The sequence below is a fragment of the Algibacter sp. TI.3.09 genome (assembly GCF_038154905.1).
Taxonomy (GTDB): Bacteria; Bacteroidota; Bacteroidia; order Flavobacteriales; family Flavobacteriaceae; genus Algibacter.
Genome location: NZ_JBAKAN010000001.1, coordinates 1,035,589 through 1,060,067 on the forward strand (window position 1 = coordinate 1,035,589; position 24,479 = coordinate 1,060,067).

Genomic DNA, 24,479 nt, shown 5'->3' on the forward strand with positions numbered 1-24,479 from the left:
ATTGCCAAATATTTTTAATTTTTAGAAATATTTGACAAAACCCATTCGAGTTCTGGATCGTTACCTGAAAGTCTATCGGAAATAGTCGGTGTTATTTCAATATTAGGTTTAACGCCAAAACCATCAGGATTTTGTTTAAATGGTGCTTCTATTTGCATCAGGCCCATTCTAATTTTTAACTTCGTTTCTGGTAATTGATAAATTTTATACAAACCTGCTACACAACCATTATAGGCGCCACCAGTTTCTTCTCCAACAAAAACAGCTCTTTTAGTTGCTTTTAAATGCGTAGAAATTAAAGCCGATGCAGAAAACGAGTTTCCGTTTGTTAATACATATAAATTCCCTGTATAGTTTTGGTCTCTAGGTTCTTTTTCTTTGGAATATGGAAATCTATAATAGAGCTTTCCATCTTGCTTTTTTGTTTTTAAAAGATTGTCTACCGCTATAAAAGGTGATGCAATACCCATAAATATTTTAGTAGCAACCGAAGAGGTGTTATTCATAAACGCAGGAAAAAATGATAAACGTCTATTTACTTCGGCAGGTGCCATAAATTGGTATTTTGTTTTCGCTAGATAGCTGTATAAATAGTTTATTTCGGCTATGCGCCCGCCTCCATTATCTCTTAAATCAAGTACCAAGTTTTTAGTTTTAGCAGAATCTAACTTTTTGAAACTTTTTTTATAAAACTTACGATAGTTACCATTATTGAAGCCTCTAATTTTAATGTAAGCCGTGGCGCTGTCTTTACCAATAAAACTAAAATTACGTGTGTACTCTTTACTTTTAGCTATAAAACCTAACTCTCTATGCTTTTTGCGCTTATTTCTTTCTGCAATTCTATTTTGTTTTTTTTCCGCTTTACTTAATTTTACTATAGGTTTTGGTTCTGGAGCAATGGAATCGTTTTCTTTAGTTTTTTCTTTTTTATCAATACGCTTTAGTGTTTTTATAAACACAGAATCCTTTAGTTTGAACTGTACTTGTAAACTATCGATAAAACCTTTCTCTTTAAAATAAAATGTTGAAAAATTTCGGCCTACCAATCTGTTTTGTAAAGTTTGATTGTAACCATCGGAAGCAAAACGTGATTTAAACCCAGTTATTAAATCGGATGCATTTTCGTTTTCCAGTTTAAGCACTTCTGCTCCTACTAAAGATGAATCTTTACCTCTAGTTTCTATAACCCATAATTTATGGTCTAAATATTCGAAATCGAGATCGTAAAACTCAAACTTTTTCTTTTTTAATACTTTTAGTTCTTTTCTTGTATACTCTATATATGCCGACCCTAAAGATACGTGTCCTTGCTTTACCTGCGCTACTACTGGTGCTAATTTTTTATAAAAATCTCGCGAATTAATTGGTGTATTTATAGCTTTTTTTAGGCTATCGAATTTAAAATCTAAATCGGTTTTAGAGGTGTATTGATAAAGGTTTGGGTGATGTTTTTTTAATTGATTGTAAACTCGATCTATATCCCTATGTAGGCTTTCTGGCATGTGTAATGCTTCTATTTGTGCATTATGTTTTTTGGCACTTACGCATGAAATACAGAAACTAATTGAAATTAAAAATAAGAGGATTTTACGCATGTATACAGAACAATGTTTTTAGTGTTGTAAATGTAATTTATTTTTTTGACAGGTTTATCTCTTTTAGAAAAACGCTATGATTCTAGTGTTTTTAAAATGAAAATTGATTAACCAAGGTCTCAGTAATTATTGATAACCAAAACCTTAGCACTCGCATTAGGGATAGCAGTGAAAAGCCCACAGTGCTGCCAATGGTAATTGGCGGCACGAGGACTTGTAGCGTATAGCCCGACGTTTTTTAAAGCTAGAAGATTTTATTTTTCGAAAATCTTCTAGCTTTAAAAAAGGGAATGCCATAATAATTTTTGTAATTTTGTTGGTCATGCAAAATAAGATAAACATACAGAACAAAAAGGCGCGCTTTCTATACGAGATTTTAGATAAGTACACCGCAGGAATTGTACTTTCGGGTACTGAGATTAAGTCGATTAGAAGTAGTAGAGCATCTATTGCCGAAAGTTTTTGCGAGTTTAACGAGGCTGGCGAACTTTTTGTGATAAATATGACGGTTGAGGAATATATTTATGGGAATTATTACAACCATAAACCCAAAGCGGAACGAAAATTGCTACTAAACCGAAAGGAATTAAAAAAATTGCATAAAGAGGTGCAAAATACAGGTTTAACTATAATTCCGTTACGTTTATTTATTAACGAAAAAGGTTACGCTAAATTAGTTATTGCTTTAGCAAAAGGTAAAAAACTATATGATAAACGTGAAACTATAAAAGATCGTGATAATAAACGAAACTTAGATCGAATTAAGAAAATTTACAAATAAACAACCATGAAGAAATACGTTTTTATACTTTTTTTAACTGCATTTTCTATTACTATTCAGGCGCAAAAAGGGCCTAAAAAAGGACAAGGAAAAGACCAAGAAAAAGCTGTAGAGCCAATTGATTACTCAGAAAATTTTGCAACGGTAAATAATGTGGTTAATACGCTTTACGATGTGGTTTCGGGTAAAAAAGATGAAGAACGTGATTGGAAACTTTTTAAACTTTTGTTTCACCCAGATGCCAAATTAATTACAGCAGGAAGGAATAATGAAAGAGAATTTCAGGTGAAATTTATGGGTGCTGCAGACTATATGAAAAGTTCTAGCAAATGGATTGCTTCTAATGGTTTTGTAAAAAAAGAAATGCTTAGAAAAACGGAAGAGTATGGCCGTATGGCGCATGTTTTTAGTAGTTATAAAACCTATAATACCGAAGATGAAAATAAAGAAGATTCTGAAATGCGAGGCATTAATAGTATACAATTACTGAATGATGGCGAGCGTTGGTGGATTTTGAATATGTACTGGACTCAGGAAACTTGGTTAAACCCGATTCCTAATAAATATTTAGATTAATTTTTTACACCATTTAAATGAGTGATTTTACACCGAGCATAACTCCTGAAATTGAAGATTTTATTAAAGCTCAACATATATTTTTTGTTGGCACAGCGGCCAGTGATGGACGCATAAATATTTCGCCAAAGGGACATGATTCGCTACGGGTTTTATCGCCTAATAAAATAGTTTGGTTGAACTTAACAGGTAGTGGCAACGAAACAGCTGCTCACCTATTGCAACAAAACCGAATGACTATTATGTTTTGTGCTTTTGAAGGTAAACCTTTGATTTTACGTCTTTATGGTAGTGCCATAACCTACCATGAGCGCGATGCGGAATACCAGGAACATATTGGTTTGTTTGAGAAAAACACAGGCTCTAGACAAATTATTGTTATGGATATAGAATCTGTACAAACATCTTGCGGCTACTCTATTCCTTTTATGGATTTTAAGGAGGAACGCGGTATGCTGAATTCTTGGTCGGAAAAGCAAGGTAAAACCCGTATTGAAAACTACTGGAAAGAAAACAACACCCAAAGTATTGATGGTTTTGATACCAAAATTTTAGAAGATTAAATTCCTTTTGTACGTTCCCACAGATTCGAGATAGCTGCTTTAAAATCTCTCGATTCTGGCTCGAAAGGTATCATGTTTAGTCGGTCGCCTTCTTTAAAAAGTTTCATTTTAAATACTGAAGAGTTCGGATCTTTGTCATCTAATAATGGATAACGCAAATCGTTGTATTGATAATTATTGTCCTCCATTTTATACACACTATAATAACCATTACTAAACCAAGCTAGATCTTTTATATCTTGATAAGCTTCAGGTTTTAAATCGCGTTGTTTTGGCAATTCTACAAAATTAATAAAGCTACTTTTAGTGTCTAAAAGTGAATAATTAGCGATAAAATAACCCGTTTTTGTTTCTGCAATGCCATACCATAATATATTGTTTAAAAGTGCGGGGTTAGAACTGTAACGGTAATATTCTATTTCTTTTTCTGCCAAAGAAGTTCTAAAAACCGAATCGATATACAATTTATTGACCACCGTAAAAAGCATATAAACTGAACTGATCCCTATACCCCATTTTAGCCAAGTTATTCTTTTTATTGACGTGCGCTTAAAAAACATTAAGACAATAATACATACCAAAAAAGGAACTGTATACAACGGATCGACCACAGCAATATTATTAAAGGCTACTCTATAATTACTAAATGGTGCAAACAATTGCGTGCCATAAGGTGTAAAACAATCTAATATGGGATGGGTTAAAAGCGACCAGAAAAACAAACTTACCCAATCGCTTTGGCTTGTTGTATCGATACGTTTTTTGGTGTTATAGACCTTAAAAACAAACCAACCCAAGAAAAAAGCAGCCAAAACAGAAAATAAAATAGAGTGCATAAAACCACGATGAAACAGCATAGCATCAATTTTATTTTGATGAATTAAGCCACCAACAATAACATCCAAATCGGGAATTGTGCCACCTATTGCACCAAATAACAGTGCTTTATTGCCTATTTTCTTACCTAAAACAGCTTGGCCACATGCAGCACCTAAAACGATTTGAGTTAATGAATCCATATTATTTTTTGAATTGAATGGCAAAAGTAAGGAAGTATTTCTATTTGCATACATTCAACTAAAATCGTAACATTACGGTACAAAATTGATAGCATGCACGACGACAAGAATATTTCTGAGATAAAAGCAGACCATGAAACAATTATTGAAAACTCAGAATTGAATATTTGGGAAGCTTTAATTCCTGTAATTCTTCTAATGGGTTTATTGTTTTACAACATCACTTATGAAGATGGCGAATGGTTTGGAGAATATTCTAATCAATTTATTTTGCTTATTGGTGGCGCAATTGCTGCTATAGTTGGTTTTTACAACAAAGTATCTGTTAACCGCATGGTTACCGAAGTTTGGGCCAACCTAAAAAGTGTTTTTGTCCCTATTATGATTCTTTTTTTAGTTGGTGCTTTAGCAGGTACTTGGCTTGTTAGTGGCGTAATTCCTGCTATGGTTTATTATGGTTTACAAGTGCTTAGCCCCAATATATTTTTACCGGCATCTGTTATTATTGCTGCTGTAATCTCTATTGCAACAGGAAGTTCTTGGACCACATCGGCTACCGTAGGTATTGCTTTAGTTGGTATTGGTACGGCTTTAGGTATTCCTCCAGGTATGATTGCTGGTGCTGTAATTTCTGGCGCTTATTTTGGAGATAAAATGTCTCCTTTAAGTGATACCACTAACCTTGCTCCTGCTATGGCCGGAACAGATTTATTTACGCATATTAGGTACATGACCATTACAACCATACCTACCATAATAATTACCCTAATTGTTTTTGCTATTTTAAGCATGAATGTTGATACTACCGGAAGTGCCGATGTTTCAAGTTTATTAATCACTATTGCTAGTACATTTAATATTACACCTTGGTTGTTTTTGGTACCAGTTACTGTAATTGCTTTAATTCTATTAAAAACGAAACCCCTTATTGCTTTAGTAACGGGTGTTTTATTAGCGGCTGTTTTTGCTTTTGTTTTTCAACCAGAAATCCTTAATGGTTTGGGAGATTCTAAAATTTCAACCATCACAACTTCTATTTTAACCGATACCCAAATTACTACCGATAACGAAAAACTAAACGAGCTCTTTTCTGCTGGTGGTATGAAAGGTATGCTTTGGACTATCTATTTAATTACTTGCGCCATGATTTTTGGTGGCATTATGGATGGCATTGGTGCCTTGGCAAGAATTACAAAAGGTTTGCTATCTGTAGCAACCTCTGTATTTGGTTTATTTGCTAGTACAGTAATTAGCTGTTTAGGTTTAAACATTATAGCATCCGATCAATATTTAGCTATTGTAATTCCTGGTAAAATGTTTAAAAAAGCTTATGAAGATCGTGGTTTAGCACCCGAGAACTTAAGTAGAACGTTAGAAGATTCTGGTACGGTAACTTCAGTACTTATCCCTTGGAATACCTGTGGAGCTTATCAATCTGGAGTTTTGGGTGTTGGCATATCAGAGTATTTTATATATGCCATTTTCAACTGGTTAAGTCCGTTTACTACATTGTTGTTTGCAGCCTTAAATATTAAAATTAGACAACTCACTTCTAAATAGAATTAAATTATCAATAAATTTTATTTCAATAGACAAAAACTATTCAATAATAAGAAATTAAAATTTCGGATTTTACTAAAAACCTTAAATGTGTTTTATATTTGTACCCAGAAAACAATTAACAAATAAAAACATAAACACATGGCATTAGTAGGAAAAAAATTTCCAGATTTAAACGTTGACGCAATGAACGATATGGGCGATACTTTTAAAGTAAACGTTCTTGAAGAAGCAGTTAACAACAAGAAAAAAGTAGTTTTATTTTGGTACCCAAAAGATTTTACTTTTGTATGCCCAACAGAATTACACGCATTTCAAGCAGCTTTACCAGAATTCGAAAAACGTAACACTATTGTTATTGGTGCATCTTGCGATACTCCAGAAGTACACTTTGCATGGTTAAGCCAAGCTAAAGATAACGGTGGAATTGAAGGTGTAACTTACCCAATTTTAGCAGATAGTAACAGAAACTTATCAAACATCTTAGGTATTTTAGATATCACTAACGAAACATTTGATGAAGAAACTGGAACTGTACAAGTTGAAGGTGATAACGTAACTTACAGAGCGACTTACATTATTGACGAAGATGGTGTTGTACAACACGAAAGTATTAACAACATGCCTTTAGGTAGAAATGTTGGTGAATACATCCGTTTAGTAGATGCTTTAACTCACGTACAAGAAAAAGGTGAAGTTTGTCCTGCAAACTGGGAAGAAGGAAAAGAAGCTATGGCTCCAAATGCAAAAGGAACTGCAGCATACTTAGCAGCTAACTAGTTAACAAAAATAGTTTTAAGGCCTGTTTGTCTCTCATATTTATTTAGGCAGGCCTTCAAAATTCTATTTAAAACAGCAATAGCTATTTCTTTTAGCCATTAGATCGTTTTAAATACACACTCCAAAAAAAATATAGTTATGATAAATGAATTAGACCAAGATAATTTAGGTGAAATCGTTTCGAGTAATGATACTGTAATTGTTCAATATTCTGCCACATGGTGTGGAAATTGTAGAATTATGAAACCTAAATTTAAAAAATTAGCAACAGAAAACGAAGGTGTATCTTTTGTTATAGTTGATGCTGAAAAGTTTCCTGAATCTAGAAAACTAGCTACGGTTGATAATTTACCAACGTTTGCAACCTTTAAAGGCGGCAAATTAGTTAAGCAAGTACAAACTAATAAATTCGATGTTTTAAAAGAATTAGTTAGCGAAGTAATATAATACAAAGTAGAAGACCTTTCCGCGAAAGCGTGATTAATACCATATAAAAATGAAATTACCAGTAATAAAACATTTAACACAATTTATTGAAGAAAACGACGAAGATTACGTTGTTGAAACTATTGAAACACTTGAAGCTTTAACCGAAGTTTCTTCTCTAAAAGATGAAGAATTAGATGTTATTGGCGAGCTTATTTCTAATATGTACGGCGCCATTGAAGTGAATAAAATGATAAAAGAGGGCATGCCGAAAAAAGAAGCTGTAAACAGTTTTATGCAACGTGTGTTGGGTTCTATCGACAAATAATTGAAAAAGAAAAATTTGTATTTATTTTAAAACCATCTTGTGAAAACAGGGTGGTTTTTTGTTTTAAATGATGTTTGTCTTTGTAGATTTTTCTGCTATCTTCGTTGCTCCCGAATTTAATTCATTAACCAGGATTATATTCCCATTATGTTGGGTGATATTTAATAAAGCCAACCAACCAACCAACCAACCATGAATTTTTATAAATTAATAAAACTAAACCATTCTATTAAAAATCATCGCCTCAAATTTTTGGGGATTTATTTATTACATATTACTAAAAGAAGATATTTAGCAGTACACTTTGATCCTATAAATGCTTGTAATTTACGATGTAAAATGTGTTATTTTACAGATAAAAATTACGTCAAAAACCTGAAAGGTATTTTCCCTGAGAATGAAATAGATTATTTAGGAAAATCTTTTTTCAAAAGAGCTATAAAACTTCAAATAGGCTGTGGTACTGAGCCAACATTATATAAAAATGTTAACGAGATTATCAAAACGGCATCAAAATACAAAGTGCCATATATTAGCCTTACTACTAATGCTAATTTATTAACCAAAGAAACAGTTAAAGAATGGGTTGTAAATGGCCTTTCTGAAATAACAGTTTCTCTACACGGTGTAACAAAAGAATCTTACGAGTCTATGATGACTAAAGGTGATTTTGATAAATTTATAAATGCTCTAAAAATAATAACCGAATTAAAAAAAACACATCCAGTAGTACTTAGAATAAATTATACTTTTAATGAAGATAATTTTGAAGAATTAGCCTCGTTTTATACAGTATTTAATGATTATGATATTGACATCTTACAAATTAGGCCCATTACTAAACTAGGAGATACGGAGTACAATAATTTTAGCCTTGAAAAAGTAATACCTTTATATGATAACATTAATAAAATATTGATTGATGAATCTACAAAACGTAATGTTAAATTATTAAGTCATAATCCTAGTCAGTTAAACAATCGTGTTTCCATAGATAGTGTTATTAATAAGTACATATATTGCTACATATCTCCTACTAGCTTGTTTCGAAAAGATTTTAAATGGAATAATGATACTTATGATAGTTATGCTAAAAGAACATTATTAAAAAAGGATATTTTAAAGGATATGTGCTCTTCAAAAGCTGAATTAATGAAACATACAAGTGATAAATTGAATTACGAGATAAATTAATTTATCATATAGAGCCCTATGCTTGACCTGGAACATCATTTATATTCCAATTCAAATCCATTAAACCATAGTTCAATAACAGAACATGAAAACCTACAACCAGATTGCCGATTTACTAAAAGACCTTAATGTAAAAAGCACATCGATACACTCTGGTTTTCATATTTTTAAATTTAATGAAACCTCCAACATCTCGAAAAAAGCACTAAATCCACATTTTAAGACCTTTTTTACCATCGATTTTTATGCCGATAACTTATCTAAAAGACAAATTGGTGCCACAAAAGTTGATGATTTAACCAATGCAATCGCTTTCAATTCGCCATTGCAATTATTCTCGGTGCAAACTTTTGAAGGTAATCTTGATGGTGATGGGTATTCCCTTGTTTTTGGATCGGATTTTTTTGAACCTAAAAAGCATCAATATGAAATTCAGCACGAGTTTCCTTTTTTTAAATTAAACTCCAATCCATCTTACAAATTAGCATTAATAGATTTACCGTTAATTAAAAACCTGTTCGATACCATTTACGAGGAATTTCATAAAGAAGACACACATAAAGTCGAATTAGTTCGCTCCTATCTTACAGTGCTATTACTTCAAATAAAACGCGTTGCAGGTAATGCCAGTGGCACTATTCCGCTTAAGCGCTACCAAGAAATCACGGCCGATTTTGAAGAATTAATTCTACAAGAAACTTCTAAATATAAAACCATTGCCGCTTACGCAGAAGTATTACACGTCACTCCTATTTACTTATCGGAATGTGTAAAAAAAGCAACAGGCATCACTGCTAAAAAAGTATTATCGAATTACATGACGTTGCGTGCCAAAGCCTTATTGCAGCAAACCACCAGCTCTGTTACCGAAATTGCATACGCTATGGGTTTTGATGAACCTACCAACTTCGTCAAATTTTTTAAAAACAACGAAGGTATCACGCCTGCCGTTTTTAGAAAACTACCTTAAAAAGTATCATTTTCTATGAGTTACTCACCTTATAAATGGTTGTGATCTTTGGTAATTTTGTTCTATATAAAATTAGAATATCACAATGGACCATATAGAACCAAAACCTTTAAGTACAAAATTGCTATTTATTATGGCAACTGCCATAGCCGCAACAGCAGCCAATTTATATTACAATCAGCCATTAATACCATCCATAGGGAAATCGTTAGAATTAAGTGATGGTGTTTTAGGTTTTATACCATCGGCATCACAAATAGGTTACGCTATGGCTATTTTCTTTATTTCCCCTTTAGGCGATGTCATGAATCGGAAATTACTAATCAGAAATCTTTCTATAACCTTAGTAATCGCTTTACTTGGGGTGTATTTAGCACCAAATTTTGCCGTTTTAATAACCGCCACTTTTGTGGTTGGTTTAGGAGCAAACATCACCCAACAATTAATACCATTAGGCGCATCTTTATCAACTCTTGAAAATAAAGGAAAAGTTATGGCGACGTTAATGACGGGTTTAACAACCGGTATTTTATTATCGAGAACGTTAAGTGGTTTTATAGCCGAACATTTTGGCTGGCGTGCTGTATTTTTAGGTGCAGCTATTATTGCTGCTATTATTGGTGTGGTTCTACAAATTGCCTTACCATCCAACAAACCTACGGCCAATTTAAAATACACGCAACTACTCGCTTCTATGTTTACTTTGGTTAAAACAAAACCCGTATTACGCGAAGCTGCTTTTGTTGGTGCGCTTTGGTTTGCTGCATTTAATGCTATGTGGGCTACTATTGCGATTCATGTTATGGACGCGCCTTTTTTACTATCGGTACAACAAGTTGGGTTATTAGGTTTTGTTGGAGCTGCTGGTATTTTTGGAGCCAAAATAGCAGGAAAATGGGTTGATAAAATTGGAGCTCGAAAAGTAATGACAGTCTCTATTTCTCTAGTACTATTAAGCTTTGTAGTATTAGCTCTCGGGCAAAATAATATGGTAGTACTCTGTATTGGTATTATACTATTAGATTTAGGTGTTTTTGGATCTCAAATACCAAACCAAGTTCGTGTATTTGCCATAGATGTAAACGCACGAAGCAGAACAAACGCTGTCTATATGTTATTTTACTATATAGGAGCTGCAGTTGGTTCAGCGGTTGGTGTATCGGTAATTAGTAAATATGGTTGGACGGGTTTAACCATTTTCGGATTTACTCTAGCAGCCATTGCTTTAACCTTTCATGTTACAAGAAAATCAAAATAACACGTATCTCATCTAAAGATCGCATTTTAATAGAAGTAAAAACTTAATACTATACATTATGAGCATTCTAGAACATACCGCATTACAAGACGCCCTAAGCGCAAAACAAGCCGGTTGGGAAACCAAAGCCACAGATGCACAAAAAGCAATGACAACCGAAAATCTTGAAGCTATAATTGCAACTCATTTTAAAGAAAGCGCTATTAATGTTGGCGATAACATGATAGATTTTACCTTAAAAAATGCTTTAAGTGAATGCACAAATTTACAAAACACCTTAGACCAAGGTCCGGTAATACTAACCTGGTATCGAGGTGGCTGGTGTCCGTATTGTAATTTAACCTTACAGTTTTTACAAAACAGCTTACCAGAATTTAAAAAATATAGAGCAAATTTATTAGCCTTAACTCCAGAGTTACCAGACAAATCTTTGTCTACTAAAGAAAAACACAACTTACAATTTGAGGTGCTAAGCGATGTTGGAAACAAAGTAGCCAAGCAATATGGCCTATCGTATAAATTAACAGACGCTTTAGCCGAAGTTTATAAAAACGGAGTAGGTTTAAAAAACTATAATGGCGATGATAGTAGCGAATTACCAATTACAGCAACGTATATTATTGATAAAACAGGACTTGTGCAATATGCATTTTTAGATGCCGATTACCGCAAAAGAGCTTCAATTTCAGAAATTTTAGAGGTATTAAAAACACTTTAAGAGTAACAGTTGAAAATAAATTAGCATTTACGAAATACCACCTTGCGGAAGCTTGGCGGTTTTTAGTTTTAATGAGCACTTGCCCTTAAATCAATTTCAATTATCTTCGTTTTTCACAGGTTAGAACCTACACTCTACTTTAAAGCACAACCATGAAAAATTTGCTAAACTATATTCAATCGCGATTTACTTTAACTGAAACTGATATTCGTTTAGTAGAACGGTATTTTATTAGCGAACAAGTCTCAGCGCAAACCAAACTGCTAGAAGCCGGAAAAACGGAACGCTATGTTTATTTTTTAAGTGAAGGTATTGTAAAAGGATATCAAAACCTAGATGGCAAAATTGTAGTACAGCATTTAGTACCAGAACAAGATTTTTTTACCTCATTAGATAGTTTTATGAGCGAAACGCCTGCTCCAGATTACTATGAAACCATTACCGATTGCAAACTATTGAAAATTTCAAAACCCGATTATAACCTATTACAAACCGAAACTGACTTTTGGAGCGATTTTATAAAAACCGTTACAAACGAACATTTAAATTGTAAGCTCGAACGCGTTAAAGATTTTCAGATATTAACGGCAAAACAACGTTATGAGAAGTTTATAAAACAACATCCAAATCTAGCTTTAAACGTTTCTATAGATAATATAGCATCCTTTTTAGGCATGGAGCCACAATCGCTAAGTCGTATTAGAAAACAAATCACTTTCTAACAAATGTTATTTTTAAAACATCAATAAGCACAGACCTTTGCTCAAACAAAAAATAAAAACATGAGCAAAGATAACATTGAAAATACAAAAAAAGATATTGCATTAGTTACAGGCGGAAACGGCCATTTAGGCAATAATTTAATCCGTTTACTACTTTCAAAAAATCAAAATGTTAGAACCACAGTTAGAGATATCAACAACTCTGCTCCTTTTGAGGGTTTAGATTGCGATGTGTTACAGGCCGACCTTTTAGATACAGCCTCTCTAAAAAAAGCATTTAAAAATGTAACCCACTTATACGCCGTAGCGGCAAACTTTAGCATGTGGGCCAAAGATCCTAAAACCGAAATTTACGATAACAATCTAAAAGGCACCCAAAACCTATTCGACGTTGCGAAAGCCTGCGGTATAAAACATATTGTTTACGTAAGTTCGGTAGCCTCTTTAGATTTTACCACCTTGCCCGCCAACGTTAATAATGGTTATAACAAAGACCGTAGAAATTGGTATTATAATTCTAAAAACGATTCCGATAAATTAGCCTTAAAATTAGGGCAAAAATACGGTATTAGAACCGTACTCATTTTACCATCCGCCATGATTGGTAGTCATGCTCACAAATTAAGTTATTCTAACCATTTGGTGCATCAAATTTTAAAAGGCGAAATTCCTGTAGATACCAACGTAACCTTAAACTGGGTCGATGTTAAAGATGTCGCCTTTGGCGCTTACCAAGCCATGCTGAAAGGTAAAAATCAAACCCGTTACATTCTATCGAATCCTACACACACCACCTTACAAGACAGTGTGAAAATTGCGGCTAATTTGTATCCCGAATTAAAACTAAAAACCCCAAAAACAGTTCCAAAATGTCTATTATACGCCGTTGCTGGGCTTATGGAATTTAGTAGTAAAATAACAGGAAAAGAACCTTTACTCCAAAGGCATTATCTCGATATGTTTTATGGATTAAAACAAGATTATGATATTAGTGCTTCTAAAAGCATTTTAGGTTTTAACCCAAAACCATCTAAACAAGCCTTAGAAGAAGCTCTTCGATATTTAAAAGAAAATTGGAACGCTTAATAATGCATTTCAATATCGATAAACTACACAAAGCCCAACTTTTTGGGCTTTTTTTACGCCTTTTATTCTACAATTACGGATACCCGTAAAATTGATTGATTGGACTGTTATAATTTGCATTCAGTTATAGCAAAACACTAATTAATTAACTATAAACTAGGTTAAATAAAATCAAATAAATAACAATGTCTGAACAAGCCAAAAAGAGACAAAAAAAGAAGTAGGCAAAATTAAAACCCCAATAAATGAAAAAAATTATTTTAATTCTAGCAGTTACTGCTGCATTTACATCTTGTAAATCACCGAGTTTATACTCAGGAGGCTACCAACAACACAACCAAACTCAAACCGTTTTAACAAGTTCTAATTTCAATGTATTAGGTAGCTTTTCAGGAACAGCTACAGAGAAAATAATGACTGGTAACATAACAAACAAAGAAGGCATTGTTTCTCAGGCAAAAACAAATCTACTAAAAAAAGCAAAGTCTGCAGGTGTAGAATTAGTTGGCAGCAGAACTCTTATTAATGTATCTGTAGATATCACGGAAACAAAAAAGAGAATTACAGCAACAATGTCTGCAGAAATTATTGAGTTTAAATAATCAAAGTTGCTAACCATTTCACAAAACTCTCAAAAATGCCTAAAAGTCCCTCCTTTTAGAGCATTTTAATCTCCTTTCCTCCTACTCTTTTTATAATAAAAAAGCATCAAAGCCCTTTTCTATAACTAAAAGGCCTCTTTTACTTAATTTTTATTCTACAATTACGGAAACCCGTAAAATCCATTAAACAAACTTTTGTAATTTGCTATGGTTAAAGAAAAATACGCAGTTATACGTATTGATTCTTTTACAGAAACAAAGTAAATTCGTTGCTTATGTTTTTTAAATATGAAGAAAACATAAAATGAAACAGATGAAGATATTAAAACACATTATACTCGTAGCAACCATTTCCTTAGGTTTTAGCTCTTGCACCGAAGAAGAAGGCGGTTGCGAAACAGAAACCGTTTGTTTTGGCGCAGGAAATTGTATTGAAAGACCTATTGCAGGTTCTTGCTTTTAGTGTTGTTATAAGCTGGATATGATTAATAGAACTGAGTATATATAATAGTTGTACACAATATGAGAAAAACACTCTATCTGATTTTAATAGTACTAATTTCAAGCTGTGCGAATAAAAAGAAAATGACTAAAGAAGAATATTTAGAAAACGGAAAATATATCTGGCAGAACTTTGTTCCTAAATCTGGACAAGCAGAATTTGTACAAGGAGAGTTATTAAGAGCAATCGAAAAATTGCGTGATGAAGCTCATCGAAATGGAAACGGAAATTTTAATGAAAAATGTCACGGAATTCTTATCGGCTTCTTAAGAGAGAAACTAGCCGATAAAGAGCTTTTTGACAAAAACACAATTGAACAAATAAATAGAGATTTAGACAGATTGAATATTGAAGACCAACCATATACTGATGACGATATTTATGACCGAATTGACGACCGAATCGTGGACTGGTATTTATATTATGGAGATGAAATTAAACACGAAAAGAACTCTGAATTATACTGTTAGTGGAAAAAAATACTGTGTACAACAATGGCTATAATTAATACGGGCTTTGGTGCTTAACTCTAAGTTTGAGTATATTTATGAAGTCCCCCAAATCTTTTGGATTTGGCTTTTAAAATGAAAAGATAAAAACAAACAAAAAGATTCGGCTATTTGCTTAAACGGAAACAAAAGTGCCTTTTTATTCCCGTACTAATCATAGCCGAGACCGTTGTGCGTCATTTACCAAAATCGTGTTGAAAGAAAAATAAGCTAAAATCAATGAAAGAAAAAATTACAGACGAGAGGTTTGAAGAAATATTAAATGACCTTATTATAGAATATGCAAAAACGACTACACCTACAATTTGGCATCAAATGGCTATGGAATGGAATTGGGACAGTTCATCCGTATTTTTGAATTGGCTTACTGATAATCCATTAACTGATAAAGGAACCGCATTAATGATATATTGGAAATCGGCACCAAGATATTGGAAAAAATTTAAGGACAAAAAAGACTTAATTTCTAAAGAAAAATATTCCTTGAATGACTTTGAATTTACGGAAAAAATAGAAGGAAATTATTTAAAAAACTTTTATAAACAAAATATATTTGAGTATAATCCCAAAAGTGATGAACAAGGCTACGATTGGACAAATGACTATTTAGATGAGAAAATCGTTAGAGATATACCGAAAATAATGTTCGAAAAAGTGGAAGGTAAAAAAGTTGATGAACCGAAAGATTTTATAGAAGGGTTTCCACCTGAACTTGATTTACTAAAACAAGGAATTTTTGAGAAATACGAAATAGAATAAAAAACGAACGCACAACATTGTATAAAAATAATGCTTAGTTTAGTACCTAATCAAGAGTAAATGCGCGTTTGCTTGCTTATGATTTTCCTTCGGAAAATCCACGCACACAAACAACGCACTATCCTTATACGTAACCGTTGTGGGTAATTGAAAAAATGACGAATAACAATCAAATAATTGAATTTTGCGAATTAGTAGAAAAACGATCTGAAGAAAACAAATCAGCTGTTGAACTTTTGTTTCCTCAAGAAATGTATGGTCAAGTTATTTCTATACTTAGACAAGAATTAGACTCAATGGTTAGGTGTATTTATCTGCTACATCAAGACCAAACTGAAAGAATAAGGTTAATCAATAGAACATTTAATGGAGAAAGATGGAGAGAAGAGAATAATAGACTGATAACGGATAGAAAAATGGTTGACTTATCAAATGAATTAAAAGGTTGGACTAATTCTGTCTATAAGTTTGGTTGTGGTTTTATTCACTTATCAAATTATCATAACCCTGAGAATAATGACCCGTTTCAAGATTTACCAGCTATAGAACGACAAAATATCAAGCAGTTTATGAATGGTTATCACCAATTTGATTTAGATGAAGATTTGAATTTTAGCAATGTAAAACCATATTTACACAAGGTATTTATTAAAATATACGACAATTTAAAATGTTATGTAAATGACTTAAAAGAAGATAAAAACTACCCACAAAAATGGCTATAAGTAATTGCTTGTTCTCGCCTACTCTGAAAAAATAAACTTTCGATGCATAAAAATTATCAAATAGAAATCCCAAACGGAGAAAAGTTTTTGAAAGAACTAAATACAAAACCTTTTGTTCAAATTGATGGGGCCAATATTTTTGAACCAGGATATGATTGTAAACCATTTGCTGAGTTTAATGAAATAGAAAATTTCCCAAACTGTTGTGAGTATCATTCTAGTGTAAAAAATCAATTAGATGATTGGTTTTTAAACTTTCCAGACTGTTGTGAATCTCATAGAGAAATTGCTAAAAAAAAATGGTTTAAAAAAGAGAATTACAACAACTTGCCTGTTAAAATACTAAAGCATTTTGAATATACTGAAAATTTCATTTCAGAATCAATAGAAAAAGAGAATTGGTTTAAAGAAATAACAGATTACATTCAATACAATATTGACAGTTTTGGAATCCCAAATATTGGTGGAACTCAATATTATTCAAGCATCAAAAATTGGGTAAAAAAAACAAAACCAACTAGTTTTGATTTTCCTAATTGGAAAAGAAAACAATTATTAGAGTTTTTAGAAAATCTTGCTAATCCGATTTCAAAACCAAAAACAGATTTGAATATATTGTATTCAATATTTCAAAAATGGTTAAAAACATTTCCAAGTCTTCCCTATTTTATTAGACATAAAGAAAAATTAAAGGGTAAATTTCCAATAAACTATTTTCTTTATGAACCAGAATTTAATCGATTTTCAGGCGAAACAAAATTTAAATGCAGAACACAAGGAGAATTAGTTGAATTATTGATTTTAATCACTAAAGAATCGTTAAAATCAATTAACACACCTGAGTTACTTGAAAAAAAACTAATTTCAAGTAAGGATAAATATGAAATTGATTTACTAAATCAAGAACATATTCTAACCCAAAATAAGCTCTTGACCGATTATTCAAAGAGAGAAGCCAAGTATTTTAAAATTATAAAAAAATGGTTAGCCAACGAAAAGAAATATATAAAATTACTCAAACCTCTTTTAGCTAATAATCAAAACTTAAGCTTGGAAAATAATCCTAAATCAAAAAATGAGGTTTTTATTACTTATAGTTGGGACAATGAAAATCACAAAGACAAAGTTCTTTCTCTTAATAATTTTTTAAGAGATAATGGATTTAATTCTGAAATAGATAGATTCAAAGCAGAACAAGAAACAGCATTAGATTTTAGAAAAATGATGCACAGTATCATAACAGATTATCCGAAAGTCTTAGTTCTTCTTTCTAAAGGCTATAAAGAAAAAGCAAATAATTTCAAAAGTGGTGTTGGAATAGAATATGAAATGATTATTAAAGATTTTGACAATTCACCCAACAAATATATACTAGTTTCTTTTTGTGACTTATCTGATGATATAATACCTGTATTTTTCAGAGAGAAAGAAGTTCTTGATTTAAGACAAAAAGAAAATCAAAATATCTTGTTTTCAAAATTAAAAGATGAAAGTATTATTGAGTTTTCAAAAGTAGCCGAAAAAAAGCCAGTTATTAAAAAGAAGAAAGTAGAAAGTTTTAATGATTTAATAAATAAGCCCGAATAATAAAAACTACCCACAACACCGTGTATAATTAATTGCTTGGTCACTGCCGACTTACGAACATTCCTGCGGAATATTCTATCTGTGATTTATTTGCTAAATTAGGTGCTTAACCACGCAACTAACCATACACATCAACGTTTGTTACGTTAGAACCTTGAATGCAGCTGAATGAAAGTCAATAAAGATAAAATAATAGGAGCAGTATTTTGTATTCCCTTATTTATGCCAAAAGATGATTGGAAACTGAAAGTGAAACTGACAAAAGATGATTTATCTAAAAACTTTGCGTTTGGAAGAGTCATAGAAACAAGTTCTTCTGTTTTAGTGGAAATTTTCAACTACATCGGTTGTGCTAATTCAGATTTAAAACAAGTAATAAATTCTGGAATTATGTATTCACCTATTCAAATATTCTGGGATGGAATTATTAAAAAAAGGTGGAAAATAATCGAACAAACTGAAAACTATGATAAATATAAAGACTCAAACTACAATAACCTTAAAATGGTATTTGGAGGTATCGGATTTAGATTGAGAGATTTTAGTACAAAAAAAGAAACTCCAATTACAAGAGAGGAAGTAAAACTTAAAGAATATGAATTTTCAACTGTATGGTTTCCTATTGATTTAGAAAATAGAATATTAAAACGACTTGAAGAAAGCCGAACGCACAACAAAAGTACTATGGTAAAAAACAAGTAAAACCCAATAATTTTTAGCTAAAGACCTTCTCTAAAAACCATCAAAAAATAGTATTGATTTATAATTTGTAAAAGTCCTATTTCAATCTAATTTTATAAAAATTAAATTCTCCCTCTAAAAATTACAAACTAAAAACATGCATAAAATATTATTAATAGCCATAATTTTCATAACCAGTTTTGGATATACTCAATCTGAAAAAATTATAATAAAATCGGATCAACTTAATGAAGCTAACTATCTAACAGCCGATGATTTCTATTTAACACATTATCTCTATATTGATTTATTTTTACGAGAGAATTTGTTTCCAATGGCAAGTACTGAAGATGTTTTGTCTATATTGAAAGCTATAAAAACGTATGTTTCAGTAGAGATGCCTTTGGAAATTGAGATTGAAAAACCAGGAGATAGAAATTATTTAATAAAAATGGCTATTCTTAAAACAGACGATGGCCATGAGCTTTTAGTGGCATATACAAACTGGAATACAAGAGAACAACTATTTGAAAAAGAAATAGACATCGCGAATGATTCTTATACGCGATGGTATTTTCTAAATGGCAACAAAATGACTTATAGACTAAACATGTCTGATAAGAGTGATTATTCAGCTAAATCTAAGCCTAATTTAGCCCAAGCTTATTTATTGGATGAATTACCAGAAAACGACGGAAAAATAAAAAGTACCATTGATGATATTCTAAAAGAAAAGAACTTAAATATTTCGGACAAAATATTAGCTAATTTGGTTCTCTTAAAGTATCACATGTATTTAAGAGATAGTAGTAGCGTGATGAAACAAGCCAAATACTTGAATGAACTATTTGCAGAACATCCACAAGAACCAAGCATACTAGGTTTAAAAATGGCTTTTAATGCAGCAGAATTTCAAATAGAATTAATGAAGTAAACACGTCTTTTTTTAATAACAAAAATGGAGATTAAAACCAGCCATCACTAAAACTAAATGAAAATCAGATACGTAAGTCTTGAAGATATTGAAAACTTAAAGCGATTGGAAAACAAATATTTAACGAGACTTATGCTTGGGTAAACAGCGAAGAACATATATCCGCATATACACCAATTAATATACACTAAAAAAAGAACAAATTGGCTAATAAAAAGACACCATCTAAAACACTCAAAGAAACAGAACTGCAACCAAAGCCTAAACGCATACGTAAACCAGCTACAGAAGCACAGCTAAGCAATCCGTTTCATGGAGTAAAACTAAAACAGGTTTTAGAGCGTTTGGTAGCACATTATGGTTGGGCTTATTTGGGAGAACGCACTAATCTTCGCTGTTTTATCTACAACCCTACTATGAAATCTAGTCTTGGGTTTTTAAGAAGAACAACTTGGGCAAGAGAGCATGTTGAAGACCTTTATTTAGATATGCTAGACGAAAGAAAAGAAGAAAAAGAAAAAGAAAAAGAAGAAGCGAAATAGATTTAAATAGAATGCTATAAAACATAGTCATGAAGTTAAAAATCCACTTCTATCGCTTAAAATTTATTTTTTAATTGTTCCACAATTTGGTTGCCTCTATAAATGGCACCTTCCATATAGCCACCATAGCTTGGTGATGTTTCTGAGCCAGCAATTATAAATTTACCATTTAAATAGGCTTGTTGATAGACTGGATGGCCATTGTTTGCATGTGGATTTAGAAAAGTAGTATGATCTACATGTAGTAAATCTTCTTTACTCCAAACTTTTTCATCATAATAAAGATAATTTTTTCCAGCTTCACCAAAGAACTTAAAAAGTTGAGCTCTTATTTTTTCCTCTCTGTACGCTTTGGTTTCGTTAGCTAAACCTGCGTTTAAAAAGCCCATTAATGCAAAATGACTATTCTCAAAATCAGAATGGTCATAGATTTCTGTAAAAGGACCTACATTACTAAAACCAACTCCAGACAGTCCTTTTTCTTTCCAAAAAGGAGTTTTATAAACCAATGCAAATTTAATGGAATCTTTCATCCAAGTATGCGTATTATTTGCAATTTCTAAAAGATTGAAGTCTAATTGAGAAGAAAAATGAACCGTATTAACTAAGAGTTTTGGTGGCATTGTAGAAATAACCATATCTGCAGTAAAAGTTGCATTTTCAGTGAGTACGTGTATTGAATTTTCTTTATCGTCAATGCGCACAACCTTCTGATTGCGTTGCAATTCATCTTCGGAAAAATCGTTAGACAGTTTTTCTAAAATAGTTGCCGTTCCGCCAACAATTCTATAACTAATTTCTTGGTTTCCTGGCAATTGAAAACGTTCTGGTAAATTGGTATTTGAAGCTTCATATAAAGCATCACCTTTCGTGTTTTGCTCAAATAAAGAAATTTGTAGTGTAGCACACAACTTTATAAGTTCTTCATTGTATCTCCAGAGCCAAGTAGCGCCTAATTCTACTTTTGTATGATCATTTTTTTTGGTAAAAATTCTTCCACCAATTCTATTATTCGCCTCTAGAATTTGGATAGAGAAGCCTTCTTTTTTTAATTTATATCCTAAATACAAACCGGAAAGTCCACCTCCAATAATTACTATTTTTTTCTTCATTAGGTCAAAGATAAGTAAGATACCCTAAAAAAAACTGAGTTAAAAAAAACTTTAACAACCTTAATTCTAAACTCAGTTTTTAATTTTAGTCAACGTTTCTGCTAAGTTAAAAGCGCAACCATTTCGGTAAACTTCTTTTCTTCAGCGTAAGCTAAAGCCGTTTTTCCTGCGTTATCTTTTATAGTTTTATCAGCATTATGCTCTAAAAGTAGTTTAACAATGTCTACTTTGTTGTATTGTGTAGCAAAGGTTAACGCTGTGGTTCCGTTGGTATTCACTTCGTTTAAATCGGCGCCGTTTTCAATTAAATATTTAGCAAAAGCCACGTTACCTTTAAAACTTACACCAATTAAGGCCGTGTTTCCTGAGGCATCTTTGGCATTAATAGGTGCTTTGTGTTCTACCAATGTTTTTGTTGCAGCTTCGTTATCAAAATAGGTCGCTAAAATTAATGGTGTAAAGCCACGCTCATCAGTAGATTCAGCTAATTTAGGATTTTCTGATAGTAAGTTTTTTAGAGTTAAAATATCTCTGTTTTTTATGCTTTCAAATAAGTTATTAATGTCTTTCATTTGGATTTTTTTTATAAAAAAAGGAATGGTTATAAAAACCATTCCTCTAAAATCTATGTTTAATATTATTATTTTATATCGAAACGATCTGCGTTCATCACTTTTGTCCAAGCAGATACAAAGTCTTTTACAAACCTTTCTTTGCTATCGTCTTGAGCGTAAACTTCCGCGTAAGCGCGCAAAATAGAATTTGAACCAAATACTAGATCAACACGAGTTGCGGTAAATTTAACTTCGCCAGTTTTACGGTTTTTAATTTCGTAGATACCATTGTTAAGTGATTTCCATTCGAAAATCATATCCGTTAAGTTTACAAAGAAATCGTTTGTTAAAGCGCCTTCATTTTCTGTAAACACACCATGTTTAGTTCCTCCATAGTTGGTTCCCATAACACGCATACCTCCTACTAAAACCGTCATTTCTGCAGCTGTTAGGCCAAGTAATTGTGTTTTATCTAGCAACATTTCTTCTGGGCTAACCACATACTCTTTTTTCTGCCAGTTTCTGTAACCATCTGCAAGCGGCTCCATAGACTCAAAAGATTCTGCATCTGTCATCTCTTGCGATGCATCGCCTCTACCTGGTGCAAAAGGAACATCTACAACCATACCGGCTTTTCTAATCGCTTTTTCTACACCAACATTACCAGCTAAAACAATAGTATCTGCAATGCTAATACCAAATTCTGCAGCAATAGGTTCTAAAACAGACAATACGTTTTGTAATTGCGCTGGCTCGTTACCTGCCCAGTTTTTTTGTGGCTCTAAACGAATACGTGCTCCGTTTGCTCCACCTCTAAAATCCGATCCTCTAAAGGTTCTTGCACTATCCCAAGCGGTAGATACTAATTCTGAAATACTTAAACCTGTAGCAGCAATTTTAGCTTTTACAGCTTCAACATTATAATCGTAATTTCCTTTTGGAATTGGATCTTGCCAAATTAACTCTTCTTGTGGTACATCTGGTCCAAACCAACGATCTTTTGGTCCCATGTCACGGTGCGTTAATTTAAACCAAGCACGTGCGAATGTGTCAGAAAAGGCATCAAAATCATTTTTAAATCGTAATGAAATTTCTTTATATATAGGATCCATTTTCATGGCCATATCAGCATCTGTCATCATTGGGTTATGCTTAGTCGTCATATCCTCAACATCTACAGGCATATCTTCTTCCTTAATGTTTACAGGTTCCCATTGGTGTGCTCCTGCTGGACTTTTACGTAATTCCCAATCGTGGTTAAATAACATTTCGAAAAAGCCATTATCCCATTTTGTCGGGTTCGTCGTCCAAGCACCTTCTAAACCACTAGTAACCGTATATCTACCTTTACCAGATTTTGTTGGGTTAGACCAACCTAAACCTTGCTCTTCTACATCTGCACTTTCCGGATCTGGACCTAAAATACTAGCATCTCCATTTCCGTGTGTTTTTCCAACGGTATGTCCACCAGCTGTTAAAGCCACTGTTTCCTCATCGTTCATGGCCATACGCTTAAACGTTTCTCTAACTTGTAGAGCCGTTTTTAATGGATCTGGCTTACCGTTTACACCTTCTGGGTTTACGTAAATTAATCCCATTTGTACGGCTGCTAACGGATTTTCCATAGTATCCGGATGGTTTACATCTGTATAACGCTCATCACTTGGTGCTAACCATTCTTTTTCTGCGCCCCAATACACATCTTTTTCTGGATGCCAAATATCTTGACGACCAAAGGCAAAACCATAGGTTTTTAATCCCATGCTTTCGTAAGCAATGGTTCCTGCCAAAATAATAAGATCGGCCCAACTTACTGTATTACCGTATTTTTTCTTAATTGGCCAAAGTAGACGTCTCGCTTTATCTAAACTGGCATTATCTGGCCAAGAGTTTAAAGGTGCAAAACGTTGGTTACCTGTACCACCGCCACCACGACCATCTGCTAATCTATATGAACCTGCTGCGTGCCATGCCATTCTAATCATTAAACCACCATAGTGTCCCCAATCTGCAGGCCACCAATCTTGGCTATCTGTCATAAAATCGTGTACATCCTTCTTTAAAGCGTCTACATCTAATTTTTTCAGTTCTTCTTGGTAATCAAAATCTGCACCTAACGGATTTGTTTTTGTATCCTGTTGGTGTAAAATGTCTAGATTAAGTGTGTTTGGCCACCAATCTGTTACTGTTTTTTCGGTTGTAGTAATTGCGCCTTGCATAAAAGGACATTTACCCATGTCACCGCCGTTGTTATGATCCATATTATATAAATTTTTACGTTTTAATTTTTGATAAAATTACTCTATTAGCGAACCTGAAAACGATAAATAAAATTGATTGTTTTTATTTTATCATAAGTAATTCTTATACCGAGTTCCATTATCTGTCTCTAA

General features: G+C 32.7%; 27 protein-coding genes. 22 read left to right on the forward strand and 5 right to left on the reverse strand.

The annotated features are described in order from the left end of the window. Positions 1–14 precede the first annotated feature (14 nt). Positions 15–1,598: a S41 family peptidase gene (locus V6246_RS04100; protein WP_341559077.1), complete on the reverse strand. Its 1,584-nt coding sequence runs from the start codon at positions 1,596–1,598 to the stop codon at positions 15–17. Positions 1,599–1,920: 322 nt separating this feature from the next. Between V6246_RS04100 and smpB the strand changes: the two genes are divergently transcribed. The 3 genes from smpB to V6246_RS04115 are packed head-to-tail and all read left to right on the forward strand — an operon-like array spanning position 1,921 to position 3,518. Further along, entirely contained in the window at positions 1,921–2,379 is a 459-nt protein-coding gene (gene smpB, locus V6246_RS04105; RefSeq protein WP_042498759.1) for an SsrA-binding protein SmpB, read from the forward strand. 6 nt (positions 2,380–2,385) lie between these two features. Next, entirely contained in the window at positions 2,386–2,955 is a 570-nt protein-coding gene (locus tag V6246_RS04110) for a hypothetical protein (protein WP_341559078.1), read from the forward strand. Positions 2,956–2,972: 17 nt separating this feature from the next. Continuing rightward, positions 2,973–3,518 carry a pyridoxamine 5'-phosphate oxidase family protein gene (locus tag V6246_RS04115; RefSeq protein ID WP_341559079.1) on the forward strand — a complete coding sequence of 182 codons (546 nt, stop codon included), beginning with the start codon at positions 2,973–2,975 and terminating at the stop codon, positions 3,516–3,518. Here V6246_RS04115 and V6246_RS04120 read toward each other — a convergent pair. After that, entirely contained in the window at positions 3,515–4,537 is a 1,023-nt protein-coding gene (locus tag V6246_RS04120; protein ID WP_341559080.1) for a metal-dependent hydrolase, read from the reverse strand. The two genes, V6246_RS04115 and V6246_RS04120, sit on opposite strands and share 4 nt — an antisense overlap. A gap of 93 nt (positions 4,538–4,630) precedes the next feature. Here V6246_RS04120 and nhaC point away from each other — a divergent pair, with 93 nt between their 5' ends. From nhaC to V6246_RS04215, 19 genes are all read left to right on the forward strand, one after another. Then, complete coding sequence (gene nhaC / locus V6246_RS04125) at positions 4,631–6,097, forward strand: Na+/H+ antiporter NhaC (protein WP_341559081.1); 1,467 nt, start codon at positions 4,631–4,633, stop codon at positions 6,095–6,097. Positions 6,098–6,238: 141 nt separating this feature from the next. After that, positions 6,239–6,877, forward strand: a complete 639-nt coding sequence (locus tag V6246_RS04130; RefSeq protein WP_042498751.1) for a peroxiredoxin — start codon at positions 6,239–6,241, stop codon at positions 6,875–6,877. A gap of 138 nt (positions 6,878–7,015) precedes the next feature. Continuing rightward, entirely contained in the window at positions 7,016–7,324 is a 309-nt protein-coding gene (locus tag V6246_RS04135) for a thioredoxin family protein (RefSeq protein ID WP_042503454.1), read from the forward strand. Between the two features lie 49 nt (positions 7,325–7,373). Further along, positions 7,374–7,631 carry a DUF6952 family protein gene (locus V6246_RS04140; protein ID WP_133966124.1) on the forward strand — a complete coding sequence of 86 codons (258 nt, stop codon included), beginning with the start codon at positions 7,374–7,376 and terminating at the stop codon, positions 7,629–7,631. A 192-nt stretch (positions 7,632–7,823) separates the two neighbouring features. Next, positions 7,824–8,825: a radical SAM protein gene (locus V6246_RS04145; protein ID WP_341559083.1), complete on the forward strand. Its 1,002-nt coding sequence runs from the start codon at positions 7,824–7,826 to the stop codon at positions 8,823–8,825. 85 nt (positions 8,826–8,910) lie between these two features. Then, the gene (locus tag V6246_RS04150) at positions 8,911–9,795 is read left to right on the forward strand and encodes a helix-turn-helix transcriptional regulator (protein ID WP_341559084.1); all 885 of its coding nucleotides are present in this window, start codon (positions 8,911–8,913) and stop codon (positions 9,793–9,795) included. 85 nt (positions 9,796–9,880) lie between these two features. Further along, a complete protein-coding gene (locus V6246_RS04155) occupies positions 9,881–11,053 on the forward strand; it encodes an MFS transporter (protein WP_341559085.1) in 1,173 nt (390 codons plus the stop codon). Positions 11,054–11,111: 58 nt separating this feature from the next. Next, on the forward strand, positions 11,112–11,771 hold the full coding sequence (locus V6246_RS04160) for a peroxiredoxin-like family protein (RefSeq protein WP_341559086.1): 660 nt from the start codon (positions 11,112–11,114) through the stop codon (positions 11,769–11,771). Between the two features lie 152 nt (positions 11,772–11,923). Continuing rightward, a complete protein-coding gene (locus V6246_RS04165; protein ID WP_341559088.1) occupies positions 11,924–12,493 on the forward strand; it encodes a Crp/Fnr family transcriptional regulator in 570 nt (189 codons plus the stop codon). A gap of 60 nt (positions 12,494–12,553) precedes the next feature. Further along, the gene (locus V6246_RS04170; RefSeq protein ID WP_341559090.1) at positions 12,554–13,579 is read left to right on the forward strand and encodes an NAD-dependent epimerase/dehydratase family protein; all 1,026 of its coding nucleotides are present in this window, start codon (positions 12,554–12,556) and stop codon (positions 13,577–13,579) included. Positions 13,580–13,824: 245 nt separating this feature from the next. Then, positions 13,825–14,181 (forward strand): DUF6567 family protein, encoded by a 357-nt coding sequence (locus V6246_RS04175; RefSeq protein WP_159020519.1) that lies wholly within the window; start codon positions 13,825–13,827, stop codon positions 14,179–14,181. Between the two features lie 313 nt (positions 14,182–14,494). After that, a complete protein-coding gene (locus V6246_RS04180) occupies positions 14,495–14,644 on the forward strand; it encodes a hypothetical protein (RefSeq protein ID WP_193743950.1) in 150 nt (49 codons plus the stop codon). Between the two features lie 122 nt (positions 14,645–14,766). After that, positions 14,767–15,153: a hypothetical protein gene (locus V6246_RS04185; RefSeq protein ID WP_341559093.1), complete on the forward strand. Its 387-nt coding sequence runs from the start codon at positions 14,767–14,769 to the stop codon at positions 15,151–15,153. A 258-nt stretch (positions 15,154–15,411) separates the two neighbouring features. Then, the gene (locus V6246_RS04190) at positions 15,412–15,951 is read left to right on the forward strand and encodes a DUF4274 domain-containing protein (RefSeq protein ID WP_090841142.1); all 540 of its coding nucleotides are present in this window, start codon (positions 15,412–15,414) and stop codon (positions 15,949–15,951) included. A 155-nt stretch (positions 15,952–16,106) separates the two neighbouring features. Continuing rightward, complete coding sequence (locus V6246_RS04195) at positions 16,107–16,676, forward strand: hypothetical protein (RefSeq protein WP_341559096.1); 570 nt, start codon at positions 16,107–16,109, stop codon at positions 16,674–16,676. Positions 16,677–16,718: 42 nt separating this feature from the next. Beyond that, a complete protein-coding gene (locus V6246_RS04200; protein ID WP_341559097.1) occupies positions 16,719–18,263 on the forward strand; it encodes an SEFIR domain-containing protein in 1,545 nt (514 codons plus the stop codon). A 168-nt stretch (positions 18,264–18,431) separates the two neighbouring features. Beyond that, positions 18,432–18,965 (forward strand): Imm26 family immunity protein, encoded by a 534-nt coding sequence (locus V6246_RS04205; RefSeq protein ID WP_341559098.1) that lies wholly within the window; start codon positions 18,432–18,434, stop codon positions 18,963–18,965. A 136-nt stretch (positions 18,966–19,101) separates the two neighbouring features. Next, complete coding sequence (locus tag V6246_RS04210) at positions 19,102–19,878, forward strand: hypothetical protein (protein ID WP_341559099.1); 777 nt, start codon at positions 19,102–19,104, stop codon at positions 19,876–19,878. 203 nt (positions 19,879–20,081) lie between these two features. Then, the gene (locus V6246_RS04215; protein ID WP_341559101.1) at positions 20,082–20,420 is read left to right on the forward strand and encodes a VF530 family protein; all 339 of its coding nucleotides are present in this window, start codon (positions 20,082–20,084) and stop codon (positions 20,418–20,420) included. A 56-nt stretch (positions 20,421–20,476) separates the two neighbouring features. On the opposite strand, the gene V6246_RS04220 is transcribed toward V6246_RS04215, so the two are convergent. The 3 genes from V6246_RS04220 to katG all read right to left on the reverse strand — a co-directional run bounded on the left by V6246_RS04220 (position 20,477) and on the right by katG (position 24,347). Continuing rightward, positions 20,477–21,532, reverse strand: coding sequence for a flavin monoamine oxidase family protein (locus tag V6246_RS04220; protein ID WP_341559102.1), 1,056 nt, complete (start codon positions 21,530–21,532; stop codon positions 20,477–20,479). 101 nt (positions 21,533–21,633) lie between these two features. Beyond that, entirely contained in the window at positions 21,634–22,104 is a 471-nt protein-coding gene (locus V6246_RS04225) for an ankyrin repeat domain-containing protein (RefSeq protein WP_341559104.1), read from the reverse strand. Between the two features lie 68 nt (positions 22,105–22,172). After that, complete coding sequence (katG, locus tag V6246_RS04230) at positions 22,173–24,347, reverse strand: catalase/peroxidase HPI (RefSeq protein WP_445818984.1); 2,175 nt, start codon at positions 24,345–24,347, stop codon at positions 22,173–22,175. Between the last annotated feature and the right edge of the window lie 132 nt (positions 24,348–24,479).

Bases quoted from the DNA above. Each gene is read 5' to 3' on its own strand.
- V6246_RS04100 (WP_341559077.1), bottom strand. From the start codon at position 1,598: ATGCGTAAAATCCTCTTATTTTTAATTTCAATTAGTTTCTGTATTTCA.
- smpB (WP_042498759.1), top strand. From the start codon at position 1,921: ATGCAAAATAAGATAAACATACAGAACAAAAAGGCGCGCTTTCTATAC.
- V6246_RS04110 (WP_341559078.1), top strand. From the start codon at position 2,386: ATGAAGAAATACGTTTTTATACTTTTTTTAACTGCATTTTCTATTACT.
- V6246_RS04115 (WP_341559079.1), top strand. From the start codon at position 2,973: ATGAGTGATTTTACACCGAGCATAACTCCTGAAATTGAAGATTTTATT.
- V6246_RS04120 (WP_341559080.1), bottom strand. From the start codon at position 4,537: ATGGATTCATTAACTCAAATCGTTTTAGGTGCTGCATGTGGCCAAGCT.
- nhaC (WP_341559081.1), top strand. From the start codon at position 4,631: ATGCACGACGACAAGAATATTTCTGAGATAAAAGCAGACCATGAAACA.
- V6246_RS04130 (WP_042498751.1), top strand. From the start codon at position 6,239: ATGGCATTAGTAGGAAAAAAATTTCCAGATTTAAACGTTGACGCAATG.
- V6246_RS04135 (WP_042503454.1), top strand. From the start codon at position 7,016: ATGATAAATGAATTAGACCAAGATAATTTAGGTGAAATCGTTTCGAGT.
- V6246_RS04140 (WP_133966124.1), top strand. From the start codon at position 7,374: ATGAAATTACCAGTAATAAAACATTTAACACAATTTATTGAAGAAAAC.
- V6246_RS04145 (WP_341559083.1), top strand. From the start codon at position 7,824: ATGAATTTTTATAAATTAATAAAACTAAACCATTCTATTAAAAATCAT.
- V6246_RS04150 (WP_341559084.1), top strand. From the start codon at position 8,911: ATGAAAACCTACAACCAGATTGCCGATTTACTAAAAGACCTTAATGTA.
- V6246_RS04155 (WP_341559085.1), top strand. From the start codon at position 9,881: ATGGACCATATAGAACCAAAACCTTTAAGTACAAAATTGCTATTTATT.
- V6246_RS04160 (WP_341559086.1), top strand. From the start codon at position 11,112: ATGAGCATTCTAGAACATACCGCATTACAAGACGCCCTAAGCGCAAAA.
- V6246_RS04165 (WP_341559088.1), top strand. From the start codon at position 11,924: ATGAAAAATTTGCTAAACTATATTCAATCGCGATTTACTTTAACTGAA.
- V6246_RS04170 (WP_341559090.1), top strand. From the start codon at position 12,554: ATGAGCAAAGATAACATTGAAAATACAAAAAAAGATATTGCATTAGTT.
- V6246_RS04175 (WP_159020519.1), top strand. From the start codon at position 13,825: ATGAAAAAAATTATTTTAATTCTAGCAGTTACTGCTGCATTTACATCT.
- V6246_RS04180 (WP_193743950.1), top strand. From the start codon at position 14,495: ATGAAGATATTAAAACACATTATACTCGTAGCAACCATTTCCTTAGGT.
- V6246_RS04185 (WP_341559093.1), top strand. From the start codon at position 14,767: ATGACTAAAGAAGAATATTTAGAAAACGGAAAATATATCTGGCAGAAC.
- V6246_RS04190 (WP_090841142.1), top strand. From the start codon at position 15,412: ATGAAAGAAAAAATTACAGACGAGAGGTTTGAAGAAATATTAAATGAC.
- V6246_RS04195 (WP_341559096.1), top strand. From the start codon at position 16,107: ATGACGAATAACAATCAAATAATTGAATTTTGCGAATTAGTAGAAAAA.
- V6246_RS04200 (WP_341559097.1), top strand. From the start codon at position 16,719: ATGCATAAAAATTATCAAATAGAAATCCCAAACGGAGAAAAGTTTTTG.
- V6246_RS04205 (WP_341559098.1), top strand. From the start codon at position 18,432: ATGAAAGTCAATAAAGATAAAATAATAGGAGCAGTATTTTGTATTCCC.
- V6246_RS04210 (WP_341559099.1), top strand. From the start codon at position 19,102: ATGCATAAAATATTATTAATAGCCATAATTTTCATAACCAGTTTTGGA.
- V6246_RS04220 (WP_341559102.1), bottom strand. From the start codon at position 21,532: ATGAAGAAAAAAATAGTAATTATTGGAGGTGGACTTTCCGGTTTGTAT.
- V6246_RS04225 (WP_341559104.1), bottom strand. From the start codon at position 22,104: ATGAAAGACATTAATAACTTATTTGAAAGCATAAAAAACAGAGATATT.
- katG (WP_445818984.1), bottom strand. From the start codon at position 24,347: ATGGATCATAACAACGGCGGTGACATGGGTAAATGTCCTTTTATGCAA.